A 21,930-nucleotide genomic window follows, 5' to 3' on the forward strand; every position below is an offset into this window, starting at 1 on the left:
AAAAGGTCGCTATCGTTGCCTGCATGCGCAAGTTAATCACTATGCTTAATGCTATGGTTCGCGACGATGTTGCTTGGGCTTACTAAAGGTAAATTTAACTGGGTTGACACCACAGTCGCTTGTTATGTGTTTTCAAAGTACCGCTCTTCCATATATTCCATTAGTTCCCTTATAGATGAAGAAACAAAATTATATGTTTTTACCAAGTAATCGTAGGATACATCAAGCTGGCTATTTATTTGGCTTAAACCTATATCCATTTCTATAAGTTTCACCAAATCATTTTTCAAACTGTCATTCATTGACTCAATATTTCCATTAGAATGAGCAATACAATTTCTGACCTTGGTTACTTGACTAAATTCTGACATAACTCCCTGGTCAAAACAAAATTTGTACTCCAGTATATGTTGAATATATTTATTATAAGATGAGATAAGGCTCTTTCCTCGGATGTCTTTGACACCAATCTTTTTGTGTTCTTTATTTTGGCCATATCTTAGAAGCTCAAAGACCGAATTCTCAAAGAGAGTGTAGAGTGTTACAACAAATGGCATCTTTATAATTCGTGGAATCTCTTGCTCAGCGATCGAATAAATATGCTGGTATTCATAATGAGGAACACCTTCATTTTCTTTTTCTTCTCTTTCTAGATATGAATTACAAACTGCATTTATTCCGCTTTCCATCTCATTTAGGTATTCTCCGATCACTGAAAGCTCAACCTTTATGTTGATTCCTGGATAGTTAATATCCATATTCATGAATCTTTTCAGTGATACCAACTCTCTGCTCCTTTATACACATAACGCTTTGCACACCGGCCAAGCTGCGGCGTGCGAAAATGTGGTAAAAGCGCAGCGACCACATTTTGGTGCGACGTAGTTTGGTCCGAGTGCTGCAATTTGTTAGAAGTCACGCTGGCAAACCCTCACTTATGAATTCGAGCTGTGCTTTGAGTAATGCATTTGCTGGAATGACACCGGGAACCCCATGCTCGCCGTATGCAAGATGGGGAGCTATGCGCAGTAATCGCTTACCGCCAACATGCATACCCTCACATCCATAGAACAAACCGGCAAAAAGCTGCTCTCTATCTATCCGCACATGTGTAACAAGCGTTTCCCCATTATTACTTAGCAATGCTGGTGACGTACCCCAAACTTTCTCCCAGCGCACAGGTTCGCCCCTATGAAGCCAGAGTTTCAAACGGATCTGATACCAATTGTGCCGAGTAACTGGCTCTCCGCTTCCTGGCAAGTCCTCAATAATTTCAATTCCGGTACGCATCTTTCTGACTTCTAACGCCGTGGTAAGGGGCAACCGAAACGCAGTGTAGGTTGTCCCGCGCAGGCCGCGCTTTTTGCGGCCGGAGTGTACTTGACCACTTTGTTATGGCCTTTGTAATTTAATTAGCGGCTGGCCAGCTTCTACGACCTGACCGTTTTGAATTAATTGCTCCGCCACTGTGCCGCTACAAGGTGACACCACCTCAAATATATGGCTCGGGGTCTCGATCTCTGCGACAGGCTGACCACCAACTACTTGAGCGCCTACAGATACTAACAGTGTGCATTCCGGCCCAAGATATAGGCCACCGTGTGGATTTGCTGGCATTTCAAAGAACTCTGGGGCTGAAACAATTCCGTCTTCGGGGAAAATCTCTTCTTCTGTTGCCATCGGCTGAAATTCCTTCACGCCTAACGCACCATTTAGCCAGCCTAGAATTTTATTCATCATGCTCTGAATTCCTGTGAGCCATAACGCCTTTATAAACGGCGCGCGCTTTTTGCGCGTCCAGTGGAGCCCGTTTTTTGGCCGTAACGGTGTTTAATAAACTTGTTATGTTTGATGTAGCACCACGCCATAAACAAAACCAATTAAGCCAAGTATTGCTAGCGGTAAGTAGTAGAACTTTACCACAGGTTCTTTTAAGCAATTTAACCCCTGTACCGGGAGAAAGTTAAAAGCCAATACCCAGGTACACACAAGAAAAACTGCCCCTTCAGATAGGTTGCCATCGTCGAATGACCACCATAGGCCAGCCATTACAGCCATTAAAAGGACGCCGAACAGCATGACTAGATTGTAAATTGTTGGGAGTACTTTTTTCATGTTTTAAACATAACGCAAAGGGTTGGGGCGCGCGCTTTTTGCGCGTCCCAGCCGCGTTTTTAGCGGCGAAAACCCCGCCTTGTTAAATGATTTATGCATCAGGCATATTTGGTAAAACATGGTAAATACCCAAAACCGTAGCTGTGAATACAGCTACATTAAATATAAGTATTTTTCTATGTTGTTTCTTCACCAGCGCAGTAGCTCCGAGAACACTCGAAGCAACTAAATTAACTATGCTTCCAATGGACAATGGAAAATACCAGTGGAACCAAAATGACCAAAGATCCGTTGATTCTGATAACTGCGCAACACTTGAACCTCGGTTCACCACAAAGACAATCGAAAATACTATGATAGATGTGACTGGCACCAATAGCAGCAAGGCTCTATAACGTACTTCACCGGCATTTATAATGAATTGAAAGCCAGCATAAACAACTACTACTAGCCAGCCAAAATATACTGCCCAATTTAGAATAATCATTTCATTTAACAGTCCGTAAACGAGGGCTTCGCCCTCTTTACTATAATATCGGGTCCCCAGCTTATTGACTGGAGGATTAATGCGCCAAGTCTAACCCATTGAAATAACAGAACAAAATATGTCATTGCGTTTGCCTGCAATTAATAACAGGGGCAAATCCCCGGTTAAGATAATAAGCTGGGCAAAATACTGTTCATACATACAGTAATGGTAACAATGAGCGGATCCCCCTTCCTACAAAGCATCCGAGAGCATTTGCTGGTTGAGCGTTACAGCCGTAGAACCGTTGACTCTTAACCTGCATTGGATCAAACGCTATAACCTTTTCTGTAATAAGGCACACCCATCCGAGTTAGGAGGAACAGATGTTCAACCTTTTCCAACTCACTTAGCCGTTAATCGAACCGCACTAAATTTGAGGGGCATGCCTTACCCCGATAATTTTTTCTGCGATACCAACACCTTGTTAGGCATTTGAAACCGCACGTGATATTTGCGAGACAAGATGCGCCCGCAATGATGTGAGCTCTTCTATGCCAAGAATTTTGCGGGCTTGACCACCACGGTGTTATTAGCCGAGCAGGTTGTTTCATAGGCCAGCTGAATTTCGCTGACTCAGAATTCACCGATGCAGCAGAGCCTTCTTAACCTTCCTTAACAGTTTTTTGAGCCTGGATTTGTTTGCCACACGGCTTCCTATCTGGAAAAACAACTAGAAGAAACAACCAACACGGCTTTGTTTAGCCAACCCAGAAGATGTGACCCACCTCACAAACAGTGAATCGCCAGATACTAGCCTAATCCCTTCGTTTTTTGCCAGATTAAATTCAACAGGGTGGTTGTAAATTAATGACTTAAAGATTCATCTAAAAAGGTCGTTTACTGCCATTGCGCTTGTTAGCAGTGGAGGGTTTTAAAAATTTTAATGTTCCAAACTTGCTGTAATTCAGCCGTTATATTTATCGCCGGGTTACTCGCAGAGAATAATTTCCGAAGCAACTTTCACTTTTGCTTCGCTGCTGTAACAGTTAAAGGTGGTGCTGCGCGCGTAGCCCAGCGATTCGCCTTGATGGCTTCTGGCTGCGTCCGGTGAGCAGTGCGCGGCGAGCTTAACCTATCGGTAAGTAGGCCTCTCCCTTCGCCCACTGAGCTCGGCTCTTCTCAAAGGGAGCTCAGGCTATTTCAATGAGAGCTCGGCCCATTTCAAAGTGAGCTTATTGCCTCGCTTGCAGAGCTTAGCCCATCCCAGCCGGAGCCCGGTCTATTCCAGCGCGAGCCCAGCCTATTTATAAGTGAGCACCGCCCATTGAAAACGGAGCCCAGCCTCGAAAAAAGTGGGCCCAGCCTGCAAATCAGACCCCTGCACCTATTCGCGATTGAGCCTGAGCTTACTTTTTGGGGCATGCATGGCTGCAATTGCGAGCCCGCGCTTGTTGCGTTATGGGCCGAGCTCGCCGGCGGATGGGCTAGGCTCACTGGTGGATAGGCTGGGGGATACGGTGAATAGGTTAGGGGGGTGCCGGGAATAGGCTGGGGGGATATAGGTAATAGGCTAGATGGTAGCTAAGCCGGGCCCGGTTGCTTGAGGGGTTGGCTGTTTGCCGAGTTGGAGGCGAATGGAATTAAATTGGGTGGTGTTGAGCCAGCAGCTATTTGCCGGCTCACCTTCAGTGGCTATTCGTTAGTAGCTCTCAGTAGTTATCAATGGCAATTAATAGCGTTCAATGGCGATCCTTAGAACGGCAAAATCGTCACAGTTACAGCACTTCCGGTAACGCCGGTTCTGCCATGTTGATTTTATTATCGCGATCGGCTCGGGCGCCGGTTGCGAAGCGCGGGAATTTATGGGTCGGAGCTTACAGTTGATCCCGGTCTCTTTGAATGCTCGCCCCATCCATGGGGCTCGGCTATTAAAAAATAACCTATTAGGACCAGCTCAGGTCGGCCTTGCGGAAGGGGGTGCTGCGAATACGCTTGCCGGTGGCCTGGTAGATAGCATTGGCAATCGCCGGGCCGATGGGACCAACCGGCGCTTCACCAATAATGGCGAAGCGGTCGTGGTCGGAGAGGGCTTCAAAATAGATATTGATCTCTGGGATGTCGGCCATTTTAAGCATGGGTAGGCGGTCAAAGTTGCTCTCGGCAATCGCACCGTCAACCAGGCTGAGGCCATCATTTAACGCCATATTTAAGCCGAACAGAATGCCGCCCTGCAGCTGCGCGAGGACGGCATCTTTATTGGCGATGCGACCGCAGTCGAAGGTGAAATCCAGCCGGTGAACCTTGAGCGCCCCGGCCTGGCTCACCTCTACGTGGGCGACTGCGCAGACGGTGGAGCCCGCCTGCTGGGTGCCGGGGTGAGGCCAGTTGCTGATGGCGATGCCTCGTCCTTGGCCTCTGGGTAGCGGTTGGCCCCAGTTGGCTTTTTCGGCGGCCACACGCAGGCAGTCAGACCAGGCGGGATCCCAATTCGCCAGCAGTTTGAGCCGGTACTCTAGCGGGTCGATATTGCCGGCTGCGGCACACTCGTCGATAAAGCTTTCGATGGTAAAGGCATGGCTGTTGTAACAGGGGGCGCGATAGGCGCCGGTAACAATGTGCGTGGGTAGTGAGCTGACCGCCAGTTGCACATTGGGGATGGTATCGGTTGCAGCGTAGACCATGTCGGTATAACCGATGTTGACCTGCATGCCGCTGTAACAGGCTTCGCCCTGCAGGGCGAGCGGCATACCATCTTCACCCAGCTGGGCGCTATAGCCTGTGGCGATGGCGGTGCGGTAAGCGCCTTGCCGCGAAGTCTCCTCCCGCGACCAGATCACTTTAACCGGTACGCCGGGGTATTGTCTGGCAATGGCCACCACGGCGCGGGCATCGTCGCTGGTGGTGCGGCGTCCGAAGCCACCGCCAACCAGGGTCTGATTGTATTTGACCTGTTCCGGTTGCAGGCCGCTTTCGTCTACCGCTACCCAGAAGGCCTGCTGGATATCCTGGGCGGGGTGCCACAGCTCCAAACCTTGGTCGGTATAGAGGGCGGTGCCGTTGAGCGGTTCCATGGCGGCGTGTTCGCAGAACGGGGTGTGATAGGTTGCCGCGACCGTGGCCGTGCCCGTTACGCCATCGACATTACCCCGGTTGGTAAGCCGAGCACCCTGCCCACGTTCGAGCAACTGCTGCTGGCGTTGCTGAAGTTTTTCGTAGGAGGACCAGAACGCGCCCAGGCCGTTGTCCCACTCCACCGGCAGGGCGGCCAAGGCTTTTCTGGCCTGCCAGTAGTGGTCGGCAATCACCGCCACGCCACTGCGTATTTCCGAGCCGTCAAAGCCGAAGGTTGGCTGTGCTGTAACGGGGGAGCCTGGCGTAGCTGAGGGATCAAGCACTACTACCGCCCGAACGCCGGGCATGCCCAGCACGGCTTCCGGTTGATGACTTTTCAGCTGGCCGCCGTGCACCGGTGATTGCAGCAGTGCGGCGTAGACCATGCCGGGTAGCTGGATATCAATACCGTACTCGGCAGTGCCGTTGACCACCTTGGGCAAATAGAGTTTGTGGGGCTGGGCTTTGCCCAGCAGCCGCCATTCGCTGCGCGGTTTCAGGGCTGGCTCGGCGGCCAGCTCGACGCTGGCGGCGGCCGCGGCCACTTCACCAAAGCGCAGGCTGCGGCCACTCGGTTTGTGGCTTAGCACGCTGTTACGGGCGGAGACCTCAGCGACGTCTACCCCCCAGTGTTGCGCCGCCGCCAGTTTGAGTCGTTCCCGGGCACTGGCGCCAAGCTGCATGGCAAACGGCATGCGCTCGTGGTCGGTGCTGTGGCCACCGAAAAAGGGCTGGTTACCCACGGCGTAGCTGCCGGGCTGTTGGTATTCGCGGGTGAAATCAGCAAACTCCACCTGGATAAACTCCCAGGCACACTCCAGCTCTTCGGCGATGTTCATGGCGTGTTGCGTGGATACGCCATTGCCGATCTCGGGGGAGGGGACGGTTACAATCACCGTGTCGTCGGGTTTAATCATCAGCCAGGGTGATAGATCGCCGCTGGCGCTGGCTTCTGCAGCGTTGGTTGAACTGATTCGCAGCGACAGGGCGCCGGCCACCGCCGCGGAGGAGACCAGGAATTGGCGCCGACTCATCTTGAGTGACGGGCGGGTTGAATGCTTCATGCGTTAATCTCCTGGGCTGCCCGGCGAATCGCTGCGCGAATGCGTGGGTAGGTACCACAGCGGCAGATATTGGAAATATACGCATCGATCTCGTCGTCAGTCGGATTGGGAATACGCTTGAGCAGATCCGCTGCGGCCATCAACACCCCGGCCTGGCAATAGCCGCACTGGGGTACATTCATCTCCACCCAAAGCTTTTGCAGAATATGATCGCCGGCATCGGATAAGCCCTCGATTGTGATAATGTCGGCGCCCTCCACCGCCGCGACCGGCAGGGAGCATGAGCGCAGTGCGCTGCCATTAAACAGTACCGTACAGGCACCACACTGGCCGACTCCGCAACCAAATTTGGTGCCGGTCATACTGAGATGATCGCGCAGGGCCCATAACAGAGGGGTTTCAGGGTCGATCTCCAGGGAGTGAGGCTGCCCATTCACTTTGAAATTTATCATGGTCATTGGATTCCAGCCCTCGATTTGGCCAGCGCTTCGAAGTCAGCATTAATATTGGCGAGCACCTGATCGTTAATCACTTCACGATTAAATTTCTGCATAAAGTTGAGGGTAAAGCCGCGCCCCTGGTCGATATCGGGGTTGGTTGAAAAGCCCGGCAGGTATTTGTCGACGATGGCGCGGGCCTCTGGGTCATCGAGAATGATACCGACCTGGGTAGAGCCGGTGGTGTACATCACCACACTCGAGCCTTTCAGTTGGCGCAACTCAGCGTCGACTGCTAACAGCGTCTGCTCGGTAATGATGGCGGCATAGAAAGGCTGCATATCAACCAGAGTGAGGGGGCGTGCGACGGACTGCTGGCGGATATCGGTAATGCCTGGCATATGGCGCTCCAGGACTTCACGCGCTTCGTCGTAGTCCAGCAGCGAGCCAAAATCGGACTTCGAGACCGAGTAGGATTTTCCTCCCAGGGTCACAGTGGGTTCGACGCGAGGCATGAAAATGTAGGCCAGTGTGGCTGCGATGGCGAGCAGCGCGCCGACGCTGACAAGAGCGATTTTTATTTTACTTCTGAACATAAGAAGGCATCGATCAACAACGGGGTTGGTAATACTTTTTTGCAACAGCCGGTCATTCTACAGGGTTATTGAAAGAAACTCTTGTCTCTAGTGGGCTTCAGCTTTGTTGCTTGTGGCAAATTGCGACGGCGATTTGCAGGCTGCATCCGTGGAGCCTGTCATGCGCACCAGCCAAAAGTGTCGCAGTATGCTCACTGCATGCTGCTGGTCGAACTAGGCGGTGGTTCATACTCAGGTACGTTCATGTACCTGACACTCCGGGTGCCTTTGGCAGTACAAAATCTTCCTGACGTTTTGTGATCGATGACGCCTCTGGGCATCGTACAAATAGCTGGTGGAGGGTATTGCGGGGGATAGTAGGGCGTGGCAGTGAGGTGGGAGGCGGACTAATCTGCCGGGCGGGTAAGTTCTCCTGCTATCCCCGCATTCCCCGCATCCATGTGGCTTGAGCGGATTGGCACAGTGGTGCGCTGTAGTAAACGTTAGTGCTATCTGGGAGATCAGCGGAATGTGGCTCCCTTCCCTGGGGCCCAGCCTTCGGCTGTCCAAAATTAACAAGTCACATCCCTATGACTTGGCCTGCGGCCAGCTAAAGCTGTGCAAATCTGTTCCGGACAGATTTGTGCTCCTGAAGCCTCTGGGCACCAAACAAAAAAGCCCCGCGAATGCGAGGCTTGTTTGTTTGGTGCCCAGAGGCGGAATCGAACCACCGACACGGGGATTTTCAATCCCCTGCTCTACCGACTGAGCTATCTGGGCAAATTCGGTACTGGGGTCTGTCCCCAGAGAGGCGCGTATTAAACCCGGTGCTGGGTTGGTAGTCAAGGCCCTCGGCGACAAATAGGTTGCAGAATCAGTTGCTTGACTTGGCTACTGGCCGCCGGCCTCGGGTGGCACGTAGCCTTCCACCTTGTCGGTCTCGGCGCCGGCGAAGAATTTCTCCATCTGCTCGCTCAGGTAGGTGCGCGCGGTCAGGTCCATCATGTTGAGCTGACGCTCGTTGATGAGCATGGTTTGGTACTTCATCCAGTCGTTCCAGGCCTGTTTGGAGATGTTGTTGTAGAGGTCTTCACCTTTGGCGCCGGGGTAGGGTGGGCGCTCCAGCCCTTCCAGCTCTTTCTGGTAGCGGCGGCAGAATACGGTACGGCTCATTGGGTTCCCCTGTTGCTTGGTTTGTCACGCTGGGGCGCTATTATCGGTGATTGGTCTGTTAACCAAAAGCGCTTACTGATGATTGGCCGGCGGTGGCCACAGGTGGTGCGTTACCGGGGAGGTGGAGTGATGAGACGGGTGTTGTTTTTGTGTACGGCCAACTACTACCGCAGCCGCTTTGCTGAGCAGTATTTTAACCACTATGCCCGGCAGCAGGGGTTGTTGTGGCAGGCGGATTCCAAGGCGCTGTCGCGGGATGTGGCGGGGGAGGGCAATCTCGGGCCCATCTCCTCTCACTCGCTGGCCTACTTGGGGCAGCTGGGGTTGCCGGCGGATGCCGGCCGCTTTCCGGTGCGGGTGGAGCGGGAGCACTTTACCCAGTTCGAGCGGGTGATTGCCGCCAGCCGCGATGAGCACTACCCGATGATGGTGCGCTGGTTTCCCGAGCTGGCCGAGCAGATCGACTACTTCACCGTGGAGGATCTGCACATCTATGGGCCGGAGCAGGCGTTACCTCAGCTGGTGCAGTCGCTGGACGCGTTATTGGCCGGGCTGAAGGCGGAGCCGTAGGCCTTAGGCGCGCTTGGCCGGCAGCCGGCGCAGCAGTTCCACCACCGGCGCTGCCAGCCCCAGGTGGTCGACCTGGCCCGGGCTTACCCACTGGCGTTGGCCCTCCATAACCGCGCTGGGGGCTTTGGGCAGTGGCAGCAGCAGGGGGGTGATATCCAGGTGGTAGTGGCTGAAGGTGTGCCGAAAGCTGGGCCAGGCTTCGCCTTTGGCCTGGCTGTTGATGCCCAGCTGTTGCAGCCAGTGGCTCAGCTCACCACTGTCGCCGGCCGCGATCTCCGGGAAGCACCAGAGTCCACCCCAAATGCCTGTGGCCGGCCGCTGGCAGAGCAGCACCTGGCCCTTGGGGTTTTGCAGCATCAGCAGGGTGGTGGCCTTGACCGGCTTCTCGGCTTTGGGCTTTTTGCCGGGGTAGTCGAGGGGGTTGCCCTGGGCGTAGGCCAGGCAGCTTCGCTGCAGCGGGCAGCGCTCGCAGGCGGGTTTGCTGCGGGTACAGAGGGTGGCGCCCAGGTCCATCATCGCCTGGGTGTAGTGGTTGCAGTTCTTACCCGGCGTGAGGGCTTCGGCCTGCTGCCAGAGCTCTGCCGCCACGCTGGTCTGCCCGGGCCAGCCGGCGATGGCGTAGTGGCGGGCGAGTACCCGTTTGACGTTGCCGTCGAGAATCGGCGCCGCCAGCCCCATGCTCAGGCTGGCGATGGCGCCGGCGGTGGAGCGGCCAATGCCGGGCAGGGCCGCCAATAGCTCCACGCTCTTGGGGAATTCACCGCCGTGCTCCGCCACCACCGTCTGCGCGCACTTGTGCAGGTTGCGGGCGCGGGCGTAGTAGCCGAGGCCGGTCCAGAGGGCGAGCACCTCGTCGGTGTTGGCGCTGGCCAGTGCGGCGAGGCTTGGCAGGCGCGCCATAAAGCGTTCGAAGTAGGGGATAACCGTGCTCACCTGGGTCTGTTGCAGCATGATCTCCGACACCCACACCCGGTAGGGGGTGATCTGCTGCTGCCAGGGCAGGTCTTTGCGGCCGTGCTGGTGATACCAGTCGAGTACCTTTTTTTGAAAGGCCTGGGGGCTGTTGCGCTTAGTCACGGGTTAATCTTTACCCTTCTTGGGGCCGAGCAGGTCGCGCAGCAGGTCGTCGGCTTTATCTTTCAGCTCCTCTTTCTTCTGATCCAGGCGGTCGAGCTCTTCCTGGTGTTCGGCCTTGAGCTTGGCTTCCGCATAGTCCTTCACCGCTTCGCGTACGGCGCGATCATCCAGGCCGCAGGCCTTTTGCGGCTCCAGCAGGTTGCCTTTGCAGCGGATCAACGACAGCGCCTTGCCCACTATCCAGTCGCTGGTGGCGGGGCAGCCGGGTTGCTGGGTGAGGGGCTGGGTGATGGTAAACGGCAGGCGCACATCCAAAGTCTCTGCGCCCAGGTCGATCTTGCCGTTGGCCAGCAGCTTGAACTGCTCGACGCCGGCGGTGAGGGTTTTGATGGTGGCGACCTGGTTGGCGTAGTTGATCTGCGCCTGCAGGTTGTGCATTTCGGTGGCGGCCGGCCAGTCGATGGCGCTCGGAACCTGCCCCTGAATCAGGCCCACCGCCTGGCAGACATACTTCTCAATATTGATGGGTGCCAGCTGCAGAGCGCTGGTGTCGGCGCTGATGTTGGCAGCGGCGTTGTGGTAGAGGCTGGCGGCGCTGGCGCCGTGGCTGTCGAAGCTGAGCTTGCCGTTGGCCAGCCCCGAAAGCACAAAGCCCTGGCTGCTATCGGGCGCGCTTAATGCGGCCAGCAGCGGCTTGATGGCCAGCCCTTGGCCCTGGCCGGTGAGGTGGGCCTTGGGCTCCTTGCCGGTGGTATCGAGCTGCCCCTGGGCGCTGATCTTGCCCTGGTAGAAGTCGGCCTGCAGCTGCTGCAGGGTGGCCAGGCCGGACTTGCTGTTGGCTTTTAACACCACGTTGGCCAGTTCCAGGTTGTTGGCCTTGAGCTGGCCAAACTCCACGGTGAGGTCGCCGCCGTAGTCGTTTAAGGCGGAAAAGTCGATCGGTTCGCTGGAGAGTTCGCCACTGCTGGCTTCGGGGCTGCTGCTGGCGGCGGCCTCCGGCGCCGGTGGCGGCAGGTAGCGGTCGAGATCGAGCTGGTCGCCCTGCAGGGCCAGGCTGGCGTAGTTGAGCCCGGTTACCCGGGCGGTGCCGGTGATTTTGGTCTGGTCGAGCTGCAGCGCCAGGTTGCTGATGCGGAGATCATCCTGGTTGCCCTTGGCCGCCAGCGACAGGCCTACCTGGCTGAGGGTGGTTGGGTCGGCCATCTCCGGCAGCTCCACCTTTAGGTCGGCCAACAGCTTGCGCAGGTTGAGGGCCGGCACATTGACGTTGGCGTCGATGTTGCCCTCGGCGTTGACGCTGCCTGTGACGGACAGGGTTTTGCCGTTGAGCTCGGCGCTGAGCGGCTGTAGCTGCAGTTGGCCATCTTTGAGGTGGGCCACCAGGGTTGGTCTAACCAGGGTCACGCCGCTGGCGGTGAGCTCGGCCAGGCTGATGTTAACCTCGGCCTGGTAGTCGTTGAGCAGGGCCAGCAGGTCGCTCTCGCTCTCGACCTCCAGGTCGGCGGCGCTGGTTGGTGCCGGCGGTGTGCTCTCAAAGGGCGCCGCCTCGGGCAGGTAGTGGTCGATGTTCAGGCTGCCACCTTTGAGGGTGAGGTGGAACTGATTGAGGTTTTGCGCGCGGGCGCTGCCGCTGAACTGGCTGCCATCCAGGGCCAGGTTGAAGCTGGCCAGGTTGAAGTCGTTCTGGTTGCCACTGAACTCCGCCTTCAACCCAACCTGGCTCAGTGCATCCTCAGCCTGGGTGCGCAGGCCGCTGCTGGAGAGGGCGTTGAGCAGATTTTTGACATGGGTGGGGGCCAGTTCAATGCGCCCGGCCAGGTTTGGCTCGCTATTAAGATGGCTGGCGTCGACATCAAAGTCGAGCTCAATGGGAGTGACCTGGCGGCCGATCCCGAGCGTGGCTTGCAGCTTGCCAGCGTGGGCGGAAACCGAGTCAAAATCCTCGCTTAAGGCGACATCCAGTTGCAGTTCACCGCTGCTCTCTATGGGGTAGGCCAGGCTGGCATCGCTGGCGCTTAGGGTCCAGGCCAGCTTAACGGCAAAGGGCTTTCCGGTAAGTGAGAGGTTACTAACCTCCAGGTTGAGCGGCGCCAGGTGCAGCTCCTGCTTCTGTTGTTGATCGACGTAGTGAATCTCGGCGTTGCTCAGGCGGATGCTGTCGGCGGCCAGGCTGATGGGCGAGCTCGAGGCTTCGGCCGGGGCGGTGTCGGGCGTATCACCGCCGCTCTCTGCTTTAATCAGGTATTGCCAGTTGCGGTTGCCCTCGGCATCGACCAGCAGGTTGGCGGTGACGCCGTCCAGGGCGATCTCATCGATCATCACCTGCTTGGCGAGCAGCGGCAGCAGGGCGACCGAGACGGTGACATTCTCCACCGAGGCGAACTGGCCGCTGCCGTCGGCATTGAGCAGTTGGCTTGGGCCGATGTTGAGGCCCAGGTTGGGGTAGAGGCGCCAGCTCAGATCACCCTCGAGTTTGATGGGGTAGCCCTGCTCTGTGGCGAGCTTTTCGATCTCCCCTTTGTAATCGTTGGGGTCGATTACCAGGGTGATAACCACCACAGCGGCGATCAAGACAACGACGGCGGCGAGCGCAATCGCGATCACCCACTTGATGATTCTCTTCATGAAATTGGCTCCTTTGCCAAGGTGCTGGCCGGCGGCGAACCGCCCCTGCGTTAGCTTGCTGTTGGTTATCTAGTTTAGAGGGACAATTGGCGGCCCGTAGCGCCGTTGCCCACTTTTTTGCAATCAACGCCGCGTTGGCCCGGGCAAAACGGCCGGCGGCGGTGGCGCAGAAAAAGATCTAAATCAAATTGAATCGACTCCAGCGGTGCCGGTCTGTTGTGTCGCTAAATAATAGTGCTTATTATTTGCGTCTAAGGTTTGTCGAGTTTTCCCATCTTAAATCTCGCCACTCAGTCACCGCCATTGAAGTTGAGTTCCTATGAGTGTTAAGAAATCCTGGAGAGCGGTTATCGGTTGGCCGCTGATTGTATGCGCAAGCGCGCTGTTGTTCACCGGTTGCAGCCAGCCAGAGAGTGATGCCGAGGTTATTACGGTTTACACCGCCCGCAACGAGCAGCTCATCAAGCCTCTGTTCGACCGCTTTCAGGCCGAAACCGGTATTGAGATCCGCTATATCACCGACAACGCCGGGCCACTGCTGGCGCGACTCAAGGCCGAGGGCAAGAATACCCCCGCCGACCTCTTTCTGACGGTGGATGCCGGCTTTCTCTGGCAGGCTTCGGAGGAGGGGGTGCTGGCGCCGCTCGACTCGCCCATTCTGAAGGCCAATATTCCCGCCTCGCTGCGCTCCAGCAAGGATGACTGGTTTGGTTTGAGCCTGCGGGCACGCACCATTATCTACGCCACCGACCGGGTGCAACCCGGTGAGCTGAGCACCTACGAGGCGCTGGCCGAGCCCGAGTGGAACGGGCGCATCTGCCTGCGCACGGCGAAGAAGGTCTACAACCAATCCCTGGTGGCGACCATGATCAAATCCCTGGGCGAACCGGAGACCGAGCGTATTGTCGGCGGCTGGGTGAAAAACCTGGCTACCCCGCCTTACTCCAATGACATCCAATCGATGGAGGCGGTGGCCGCCGGCCAGTGCGATGTCACCATCGTGAATACTTACTACTTCGGCCGCCTGCAGAAGGATAACCCCGATATCAACCTGGCGGTCTTCTGGCCCAACCAGAGTGACCGCGGTGTGCATATCAATGTCTCCGGTGCCGGACTCACCAAATACGCCAAGAACCCCGCCGCCGCCCGCCAGCTGCTGGAGTGGTTGAGCGAGCCGGAGGCGCAATATCTGTTTGCCGAGGCCAACGAGGAGTACCCGGTCAACCCTGCGGTCGAGCCATCGGCCGAGGTGAAGGCCTGGGGCGATTTCAAAGCCGATAATATCAACGTCGAGGCGGCCGGCCGTCTGCAGGCCGAAGCCATCAAATTGATGGACCGGGTCGGGTACCAGTAGTTGGCGGTATTCGAGGGCTCCATCGCCGGGCTTGGCAACCGGCAGGCGCGGCAGCGCTCTGCGCAGTTCTACTGGCGCCTGCCCACCTATCTGGTGGCGGCGCTGGTGTTGTTGCCGCTATCGGTGATTGTCCTCTCCTGGCTCGATCCTCAGCCCGATATCTGGGCTCATCTTCTGGAAACCCAACTGGCGCGCCTGCTCAAGAACACTCTGGTGTTGCTGCTCGGTGTTGGCGTATTGGTGGCGCTGGTTGGGGTGAGCCTGGCCTGGCTGGTGGCCACCTGTGAATTTCCCGGCCGGCGCTGGCTCGACTGGGGGCTGATGCTGCCGCTGGCGATTCCGCCCTATGTGCTGGCGTTTGTCTTTCTGGGGCTGCTCGACTACTCCGGGCCGGTGAACACCTTTCTGCGCAACACCTTTGGCTGGCGCAACGGCCTGGGCGATGTGCGCTCGGCACCGGGGGTGATTGTGGTCATGGCCCTGGTGCTCTACCCCTATGTTTACATGCTCGCCCGCAGCGCCTTTCTTGGCCAGGGGCGGGAGCTGATGGACGCCGCCCGCAGCCTTGGCGTGAACCCCTGGCGCGCCTTCTGGCGGGTGGCGCTGCCCATGGCGCGGCCGGCCATTGCCGCCGGTATGGCGCTGGCGCTGATGGAGACCCTGGCCGACTTCGGCGCCGTCTCCGTGTTTAACTTCGATACCTTTACCACCGCTATTTATAAAGCCTGGTTCGGCTTTTACAGCCTCTCGGCGGCGGCGCAGCTGGCGTCGCTGCTGTTGCTGGTGGTGCTGTTGGCGCTGTGGCTGGAGCGCGCCGCCCGGCGTGGCCGCATGAGCCAGAATCAGCGCCTGCAAAAACAGCAGCGCTATCGGCTGGCCGGTGGCCGCGCCTGGCTGGCCAGCGGCTACTGCCTGCTGATTTTTGCGCTCGCCTTTGCCGTGCCGGTGGCGCAGCTGTTGGTGTGGACTTTGGCCCACCTGCAGGAATTCGACAGCCGCTACTGGCTGTTTGTGAAGAACTCCCTGGTGCTGGCCGGCACCACCTCGCTGGTAGCCCTGACCGTGGCGCTGTTGGCCGGCTTTGGCCAGCGGCAGTCACAAACCGCGGGTATCTGGGTGCGTATCGCCAGCCTCGGCTACGCACTGCCGGGCTCGGTGTTGGCGGTGGGGGTGCTGCTGGTGTTGGCCCTAATCGATAACCACCTGCTGGCGCCACTGTACGAGGCGTTGGGCATTGGCCAGCTGTTGGTGGGCAGCCTGCTGGCCCTGGTGCTGGCCTATCTGATCCGCTTCTACTCGGTGGCCTTTGGCCCGGTGCAGTCGAGCCTGGATGCCATTCGCCCCAGTTACCAGGAGGTGGCGCAAACCCTGGGCGCCGGCCGCTGGCGGATTTTGCGCCAGGTCTACCTGCCGCTGTTGCGCCCGGGACTGTTAACCGCGGCTCTGCTGGTGTTGGTTGATACTCTGAAAGAGATGCCGGCCACGCTGATTTTGCGCCCCTTTGGCTGGGACACACTGGCGGTACGTATTTTTGAGCGCACCGCCGAGGGCCAGTGGCAGCAGGCGGCGCTGCCGGCGGTAACCCTGGTGGCGGTGAGCCTGGTGCCGGTGATCATGATGATCCGACGCAGCAGCGAACCGCACTGATTGCCCGTCCGCTTGTGCCAGCGCACATTTGCGCTTTACTGCTACCGCCCTTTTCCTTTCTAATACGCGCTTTAGGCGCCGTCGCCAATCATCGCCGCCGTGCCCCAAGGGGCGCTGCGCACAGGCGGCTGAACCCTTTCACCAGCTTCCGGCTGGAAAAAGTGTGCGACCAAGTTACTAAGCCGTTGTAAGGGTTGGCCTGGCACCTTCCCAGGGCTTTGGTAGAGGCCACTGAGTGAGACTGTCATACCCGGTTGCAGGGAATTTGAGGAATAGACCATGAGCGAACTACGCAAAGAGCTGAAATACCTGCCCTCTCACGAGTGGGCCCGAGTGGAAGAAGATGGCACTGTCACCATCGGGATTACCGACCACGCCCAGGAGGCGCTGGGTGATGTGGTCTACGTGGAGACCCCGGAAGTGGGCAGCGCTGTGAATGTCGGCGAAGAGGCCGGTGTGGTGGAGTCGGTGAAGGCCGCCTCCGATATCTTTTCACCGGTCAGCGGTGAAGTGATTGCCGTTAACGAACAGCTGGAAGATGCCCCGGAGACCGTCAATGAGTCGCCCTACGACGACGGCTGGTTCTTCAAGGTGCGCCCCACGGATCTCTCCGAGCTGGACGACGCCCTCGACGTTGACGGCTACCAGGCGCTGCTGGAAGACGAAGAGTAACGCCTGCCGCTGGCCGGCCGCCGGGCCGGCCGCCAAAAGCACCTGCGCTTGCCGCCCCACACAATGATCACTGCCGGTGCTACTCCAGTAACCGGCGGTGCCGGCCCGGGTAGTGGAAACCGCTACCCGGCGCTACGCAATCGGATACACCCAGGCTTCTGCCTCCCCATCCATCTACCCGCTAAAGCAACTCTATGTCTCTGTCATCGCTGCAACTGAAAGATAAGGCGGATCGTCGCCTGAAAAAGGGTCATCTCTGGATCTACTCCAACGAGATCGACACCCAGAAAACGCCACTGAAAGGGCTGGCTGCCGGTGAGCAGGTGGCGATTCTTGGTGAACGCGGCAAGTGTTTGGGGGTGGCGATGGTCAACCCCAATGGCCTGATCTGTGCCCGCCTGGTGAGCCGCGACGAGAAGCCTCTCGGGCGTGCCCTGCTGGTGCAGCGCATTGAACAGGCCCTGGCCCTGCGTGAACGTCTCTTTGCCGAACCTTACTACCGCCTTATTTACGGTGACTCCGACTGGTTGCCGGGGTTGGTGGTGGACCGCTTTGGCGACGTGCTGGTGGTGCAGATGGCCACCGCCGGTATGGATGCTCTGCAGGCCGATATCGCCGCCGCCCTGCAGCAGGTGCTGAAGCCTGCAGGGATCCTCTTTAAAAACGACCACGGCGCCCGCGCCCTGGAGGAGCTGCCCGAGCGGGTTGAGACGGTGGGCGAGGTGCCCGAGCGGGTGCTGGTGCGCGAGAATGGCGTTGACTTTGAGGCGCCGGTCTTTAGCGGCCAAAAGACCGGCTGGTTTTACGATCACCGCGAAAACCGCCGCTACCTGCAGCCGCTGGTGGCCGGCAAGCGGGTGTTGGATGTCTTCTCTTATATTGGCGGCTGGGGTATTCAGGCGGCGGTGGCCGGCGCCAGCGAGGTGCTCTGTGTGGATGCCTCCAGCGATGCCCTGGATGCGGTAGCGGCCAACGCCGAACGCAACGGCCTGAGCGAACGGGTGGCGGCGCTGGAGGGCAAGGCGCAACCGGCCTTGAAGGCGCTGCTGGAGGACGGTGAACGCTTTGACGTGGTGGTGATGGATCCTCCTGCTTTTATTAAACGCAAGAAAGACCAGAAAGCGGGGGAGGCGGCCTACTACCATTTGAATGAGTTGGCCATGCGTCTGCTCAATCGCGATGGCCTGCTGGTGTCGGCCTCCTGCTCCATGCACCTGCCGCGCGAGACGCTTACCGAACTGCTGCGCTCGGGCAGCCGCCATATCGATCGCCAGTTACAGATCTTCCACCAGGGCGGCCAGGGGCCGGACCACCCGGTGCACCCGGCCATTCCCGAAACCGACTACCTCAAGGCGCAGTTTGCCCGCGTTTTTCGCTAGGGCGATTCAGCGCAGGCTGATGATCGGCCAGTTGTTCGCCTCGGCGTGGGCGCGCAGCCGGTCGTCTGGATCGACCGCCACCGGATTGTCGACCTGGCCCAGCAGGGGCAGATCGTTAAATGAGTCGCTGTAGAAATAGCTGTTGTTGAGGTCGCCGGCGTAACCCGCCAACCACTCCTGTAGCCGTATCACCTTGCCGCCCTGGTAACAGGGGGTGCCCACCACCTTGCCTGTGTAGTAACCATCGATCACTTCCGGTTCGGTGGCGAGCAGCTCATTGATGCCCAGCCACTCGGCGATGGGGGCGGTGACAAAGCGATTGGTGGCGGTGATGATCAGCAGGTCGTCACCCTGGCTGCGGTGTTTTTCAATCAGTGCCCGGGCTTTGGGCAGCTCCATTTTGGCGATCTTATCGGCCAGGAAATCCTGTTGCAGCTGGCGCAGCTCGTGTGGTGGGCGGCCGACGATGGGGCCCAGGGCAAAGGCGGAGTAGGCGATAATATCGAGTTGGCCGGCCAGGTAGTCCTGGTAGAAACGGTCGTTGGTGGCGCAGTGTTGCTGCCAATTTACCAGGCCGCGTTCGGCCAGGTATTCACCAAAACTGTGGTCACTGTCTCCGGCGATCAGGGTGTTGTCCAGGTCGAAAATTGCGAGCGTCAAACGGCGGCCTCACTGCTGCTGGGTATTAATAAGAAGGCGCTGAGCATACTCACCGGATTGGTGCTGCTCAAGCGCTCTGTTAGTTTGGGGGCTATGAAAGTTTTGAAATAATCGTTTATATTCTCCCTTTGCCTTGCCCGGAGAGAGATTTTGATAGACGCCGACGGATTTCGTCCCAATGTGGGAATCATTCTCTGTAATGATGTCGGCCAACTGCTTTGGGCGCGTCGAGTGAATGGTCATGACGCCTGGCAATTTCCTCAGGGCGGTATTAAAACCGACGAGAGTCCCCGCGATGCGCTCTTCCGTGAGCTCTACGAGGAGGTGGGGCTGACCGAGGAGCATGTCGAGCTGCTGGCTTGTACCCGTGGCTGGCTGCGCTACCGTCTGCCGAAGCGGTTGATTCGCCAGGGCAATGTGCCGGTTTGTGTCGGCCAAAAGCAGAAGTGGTTTTTGCTGCGCTTAAAAGCGGAGGAGTCCGCCATCGACCTCAATCGCTTCGGTCATGCCGAGTTTGATCGTTGGCGTTGGGTCAGTTACTGGTATCCACTGGGAAAAGTGGTTTCCTTTAAACGGGATGTGTATCGGCGGGCGTTGAAGGAACTCTCCAGCCACCACGCCCAGTTGGAAGAGGCCTGCGGGCGCTAGCGACACTCCATGCTCAATGATCTGAGAAACCTCGTTCAGGAAGTTAACAGTGCCCGCGATCTGCAGGTGGCGCTGGATGTTATTGTCACGCGTGTGCGTGAAATCATGAAAACTCAGGTCTGTTCCATCTATCTGCGCACCGCCAGTGGTGAGTATCTGTTGATGGCCACCGAAGGCTTGAAGAAAGAGGCGGTGGGTAAGGTCAGCCTGTCGGCGGAAGAGGGGCTGGTCGGTTGGGTGGTCGCCCGGGCCGAGCCCATCAACCTGGAGAACGCCGCCCAGCATCCCCGCTATCGCTATTTCCCGGAGACCGGCGAAGAGCGCTATCAAGCCTTCCTGGGGGCGCCGATTATCCATCACCGCCAGGTGATGGGGGTGCTGGTGGTGCAGCAGGTAGAGAACCGCCGCTTTGACGAGAGCGAAGAGGCGTTTCTGGTAACCGTCTCCGCTCAGTTGGCCGGGGTAATCGCCCACGCTGAGGCCACCGGTACCCTCGAAGCCATCGATACAAATCGCAAGTCTGCCCGCTTTCATGGGGTTGCCAGTGCCTCCGGTGTGGCCATTGGTACCGGCGTGTTGGTCACGCCGCCGGCGGAGTTGAGCAGCGTTATTGCCGCCACCAGTGACGACCCCGAGGCCGAAGTTGCCCTGTTGCAGCGTTCCCTGCAGCTGGCGCGGGAGGATATTGAACATCTGGCCGGGCAGCTGAAGAGCCGGTTAACACCGGAAGAGTTGGCGCTGTTTGATGCCTATCTGGCCATTTTGGGTGATGCCTCTCTTATAAAAGAGGTGGATGCCCGCATTCACCAGGGCGACACTGCCGCCTACGCCTGGAGCCAGGTGATTTTGCACCACGTCTCCACCTTCGCCAGTATGAATGACGCCTACCTGAGTGAGCGTGCCGCCGACCTGCGCGATCTTGGCCGGCGAGTGCTTGGCCATCTGCAGAAGTCCGCCGCCCGGGAGCGGATCTACCCGGATAACACCATTCTGGTGGGTGATGAGCTCACCGCCACCATGCTTGGCGAGGTGCCGGAGGGTAAGCTGGTGGGTGTGGTTTCCGCCCAGGGTTCCGGCAACTCCCATGTTGCCATTTTGGCGCGGGCGATGAATATTCCCACGGTGATGGGGGCGGTTGATCTGCCCTTCCTGCGTCTCGACCAGCGGCCGTTGATTGTCGACGGCTACCGTGGCAGCGTTACCAGCGATCCGAGTGATGAACTGCGCCGCCACTACGAGGCGATTGTTCGGGAAGAGAAAGAGCTGGTCGAAGACCTCGCCTCTTACACGGATCTCCCCTGTGAAACGCTCGACCACCACCGGGTTGCCCTGTGGGTGAACACCGGTTTGATGGTGGATGTGATGCGCTCGTTGGAGCGGGGCGCCGAAGGGGTAGGGCTCTACCGCACCGAGGTTCCCTTCCTGCTGCGCGACCGCTTCCCCTCCGAGGAGGAGCAGCGCAAGATCTACCGCGAGCAGCTGCAGGCGTTTCACCCGCACCCGGTTACCATGCGTACGCTGGATGTGGGCGGCGACAAATCCCTACCCTATTTCCCCATTGAAGAGGCCAACCCGTTTTTGGGCTGGCGTGGTATTCGGGTAACCCTGGATCACCCGGAGATCTTCCTGGTGCAGATCCGGGCCATGCTGAAAGCCAGCGAAGGCTTGGATAACCTGCGCATTATGCTGCCCATGGTCTCCAGTGTGGCGGAGTTGGAGTCGGCCCAGGTGCTGATCTACCGCGCCTTCCACGAACTGCTGGACGAAAATTATGCCATCACCCTGCCGCCTATTGGGGTCATGATCGAGGTGCCGGCGACGGTTTATCAGGCGCGCGAACTGGCGGCCCGGGTTGACTTTTTATCGGTGGGCAGTAACGACCTTACCCAATATCTGCTCGCCGTGGATCGCAACAATGCCCGCGTGGCGGGGCTTTACGAGTCGTTGCATCCGGCGGTGTTGCGCGCCCTGATCGAGATAGTCCAACAGGCCCACAGCCAGGGCACACCGGTGGGTATCTGCGGCGAGCTGGCCGGTGACCCCGGTGCCGCCATGCTGTTGGTGGCCATGGGCTTTGATGTGTTATCGATGAACGCCGCCAACCTGCCCAAGGTGAAGGCGGTGTTGCGCTCCATCTCACTGGAGGATGCCGAAGGGCTGCTCAGCCAGGTGCGCGATCTGCCCGATGCCGCCAGTATTAACCACTGCGTGCAAGAGGCGTTGAAAAGCAGCGGTGCCTACAAGTTATTGCGCTCCTCGATGGGTGAAACCGTTTCCCTCTGAATAGGTGTAATTGGCCGGTTCGCAGAGGCTCGAACCGGCTGGTGTAGTTGTCAGCCTCAAGTTGGTCGAGT

General features: G+C 57.9%; 19 protein-coding genes and 1 tRNA gene. 7 read left to right on the forward strand and 13 right to left on the reverse strand.

The genetic code is table 11. From position 1 onward, the window contains the following. Positions 1-122: 122 nt before the first annotated feature. From SBL51_RS21725 to SBL51_RS21770, 10 genes are all read right to left on the reverse strand, one after another. The gene (locus tag SBL51_RS21725; protein ID WP_317933280.1) at positions 123-758 is read right to left on the reverse strand and encodes a hypothetical protein; all 636 of its coding nucleotides are present in this window, start codon (positions 756-758) and stop codon (positions 123-125) included. Positions 759-915: 157 nt separating this feature from the next. Next, entirely contained in the window at positions 916-1,290 is a 375-nt protein-coding gene (locus SBL51_RS21730) for an FKBP-type peptidyl-prolyl cis-trans isomerase (protein ID WP_317933281.1), read from the reverse strand. Positions 1,291-1,392: 102 nt separating this feature from the next. After that, positions 1,393-1,740: an acetyl-CoA carboxylase biotin carboxyl carrier protein subunit gene (locus SBL51_RS21735; protein ID WP_317933283.1), complete on the reverse strand. Its 348-nt coding sequence runs from the start codon at positions 1,738-1,740 to the stop codon at positions 1,393-1,395. 102 nt (positions 1,741-1,842) lie between these two features. Beyond that, positions 1,843-2,115, reverse strand: coding sequence for a hypothetical protein (locus SBL51_RS21740; protein ID WP_317933284.1), 273 nt, complete (start codon positions 2,113-2,115; stop codon positions 1,843-1,845). Positions 2,116-2,206: 91 nt separating this feature from the next. Continuing rightward, on the reverse strand, positions 2,207-2,602 hold the full coding sequence (locus SBL51_RS21745; protein WP_317933285.1) for a hypothetical protein: 396 nt from the start codon (positions 2,600-2,602) through the stop codon (positions 2,207-2,209). Between the two features lie 1,925 nt (positions 2,603-4,527). Continuing rightward, positions 4,528-6,759, reverse strand: coding sequence for a xanthine dehydrogenase family protein molybdopterin-binding subunit (locus SBL51_RS21750; RefSeq protein ID WP_317933286.1), 2,232 nt, complete (start codon positions 6,757-6,759; stop codon positions 4,528-4,530). Continuing rightward, positions 6,756-7,211, reverse strand: coding sequence for a (2Fe-2S)-binding protein (locus SBL51_RS21755; protein WP_317933287.1), 456 nt, complete (start codon positions 7,209-7,211; stop codon positions 6,756-6,758). The genes SBL51_RS21750 and SBL51_RS21755 overlap by 4 nt, the downstream gene beginning before the upstream one ends. Before the next feature lie 2 nt (positions 7,212-7,213). After that, positions 7,214-7,792 carry a hypothetical protein gene (locus tag SBL51_RS21760; protein ID WP_317933290.1) on the reverse strand — a complete coding sequence of 193 codons (579 nt, stop codon included), beginning with the start codon at positions 7,790-7,792 and terminating at the stop codon, positions 7,214-7,216. 683 nt (positions 7,793-8,475) lie between these two features. After that, a tRNA-Phe gene (locus SBL51_RS21765) sits at positions 8,476-8,551 on the reverse strand. Between the two features lie 111 nt (positions 8,552-8,662). Beyond that, positions 8,663-8,944, reverse strand: a complete 282-nt coding sequence (locus tag SBL51_RS21770) for an oxidative damage protection protein (protein ID WP_317933291.1) — start codon at positions 8,942-8,944, stop codon at positions 8,663-8,665. A gap of 129 nt (positions 8,945-9,073) precedes the next feature. Between SBL51_RS21770 and SBL51_RS21775 the strand changes: the two genes are divergently transcribed. Further along, positions 9,074-9,514 carry a hypothetical protein gene (locus tag SBL51_RS21775; RefSeq protein WP_317933292.1) on the forward strand — a complete coding sequence of 147 codons (441 nt, stop codon included), beginning with the start codon at positions 9,074-9,076 and terminating at the stop codon, positions 9,512-9,514. Between the two features lie 3 nt (positions 9,515-9,517). Here SBL51_RS21775 and mutY read toward each other — a convergent pair whose 3' ends face one another. Both mutY and SBL51_RS21785 read right to left on the reverse strand, forming a co-directional pair. After that, complete coding sequence (mutY, locus tag SBL51_RS21780) at positions 9,518-10,591, reverse strand: A/G-specific adenine glycosylase (RefSeq protein WP_317933293.1); 1,074 nt, start codon at positions 10,589-10,591, stop codon at positions 9,518-9,520. Positions 10,592-10,594: 3 nt separating this feature from the next. Then, positions 10,595-13,216, reverse strand: a complete 2,622-nt coding sequence (locus tag SBL51_RS21785; RefSeq protein WP_317933294.1) for an AsmA family protein — start codon at positions 13,214-13,216, stop codon at positions 10,595-10,597. Positions 13,217-13,535: 319 nt separating this feature from the next. Here SBL51_RS21785 and SBL51_RS21790 point away from each other — a divergent pair, with 319 nt between their 5' ends. From SBL51_RS21790 to SBL51_RS21805, 4 genes are all read left to right on the forward strand, one after another. Continuing rightward, positions 13,536-14,570, forward strand: coding sequence for an extracellular solute-binding protein (locus tag SBL51_RS21790; protein WP_317933295.1), 1,035 nt, complete (start codon positions 13,536-13,538; stop codon positions 14,568-14,570). After that, positions 14,571-16,217 carry an iron ABC transporter permease gene (locus tag SBL51_RS21795; protein ID WP_317933297.1) on the forward strand — a complete coding sequence of 549 codons (1,647 nt, stop codon included), beginning with the start codon at positions 14,571-14,573 and terminating at the stop codon, positions 16,215-16,217. 279 nt (positions 16,218-16,496) lie between these two features. Next, positions 16,497-16,889 carry a glycine cleavage system protein GcvH gene (gene gcvH, locus SBL51_RS21800; protein WP_317933298.1) on the forward strand — a complete coding sequence of 131 codons (393 nt, stop codon included), beginning with the start codon at positions 16,497-16,499 and terminating at the stop codon, positions 16,887-16,889. Between the two features lie 194 nt (positions 16,890-17,083). After that, entirely contained in the window at positions 17,084-18,268 is a 1,185-nt protein-coding gene (locus SBL51_RS21805; RefSeq protein WP_317933299.1) for a class I SAM-dependent rRNA methyltransferase, read from the forward strand. A gap of 6 nt (positions 18,269-18,274) precedes the next feature. Here the strand turns inward: SBL51_RS21805 and SBL51_RS21810 are convergent, their stop codons facing one another. Continuing rightward, positions 18,275-18,928 (reverse strand): HAD family hydrolase, encoded by a 654-nt coding sequence (locus SBL51_RS21810; RefSeq protein WP_317933300.1) that lies wholly within the window; start codon positions 18,926-18,928, stop codon positions 18,275-18,277. Positions 18,929-19,078: 150 nt separating this feature from the next. Here SBL51_RS21810 and SBL51_RS21815 point away from each other — a divergent pair, with 150 nt between their 5' ends. Together SBL51_RS21815 and ptsP are read left to right on the forward strand one after the other, a co-directional pair. Beyond that, positions 19,079-19,576 carry an RNA pyrophosphohydrolase gene (locus SBL51_RS21815; protein ID WP_317933301.1) on the forward strand — a complete coding sequence of 166 codons (498 nt, stop codon included), beginning with the start codon at positions 19,079-19,081 and terminating at the stop codon, positions 19,574-19,576. Positions 19,577-19,585: 9 nt separating this feature from the next. Beyond that, the gene (gene ptsP / locus SBL51_RS21820) at positions 19,586-21,859 is read left to right on the forward strand and encodes a phosphoenolpyruvate--protein phosphotransferase (protein ID WP_317933302.1); all 2,274 of its coding nucleotides are present in this window, start codon (positions 19,586-19,588) and stop codon (positions 21,857-21,859) included. Positions 21,860-21,930: the final 71 nt, after the last annotated feature.

Source organism: Halioxenophilus sp. WMMB6 (assembly GCF_033283405.1).
Classification (GTDB): Bacteria; Pseudomonadota; Gammaproteobacteria; order Pseudomonadales; family Cellvibrionaceae; genus Halioxenophilus.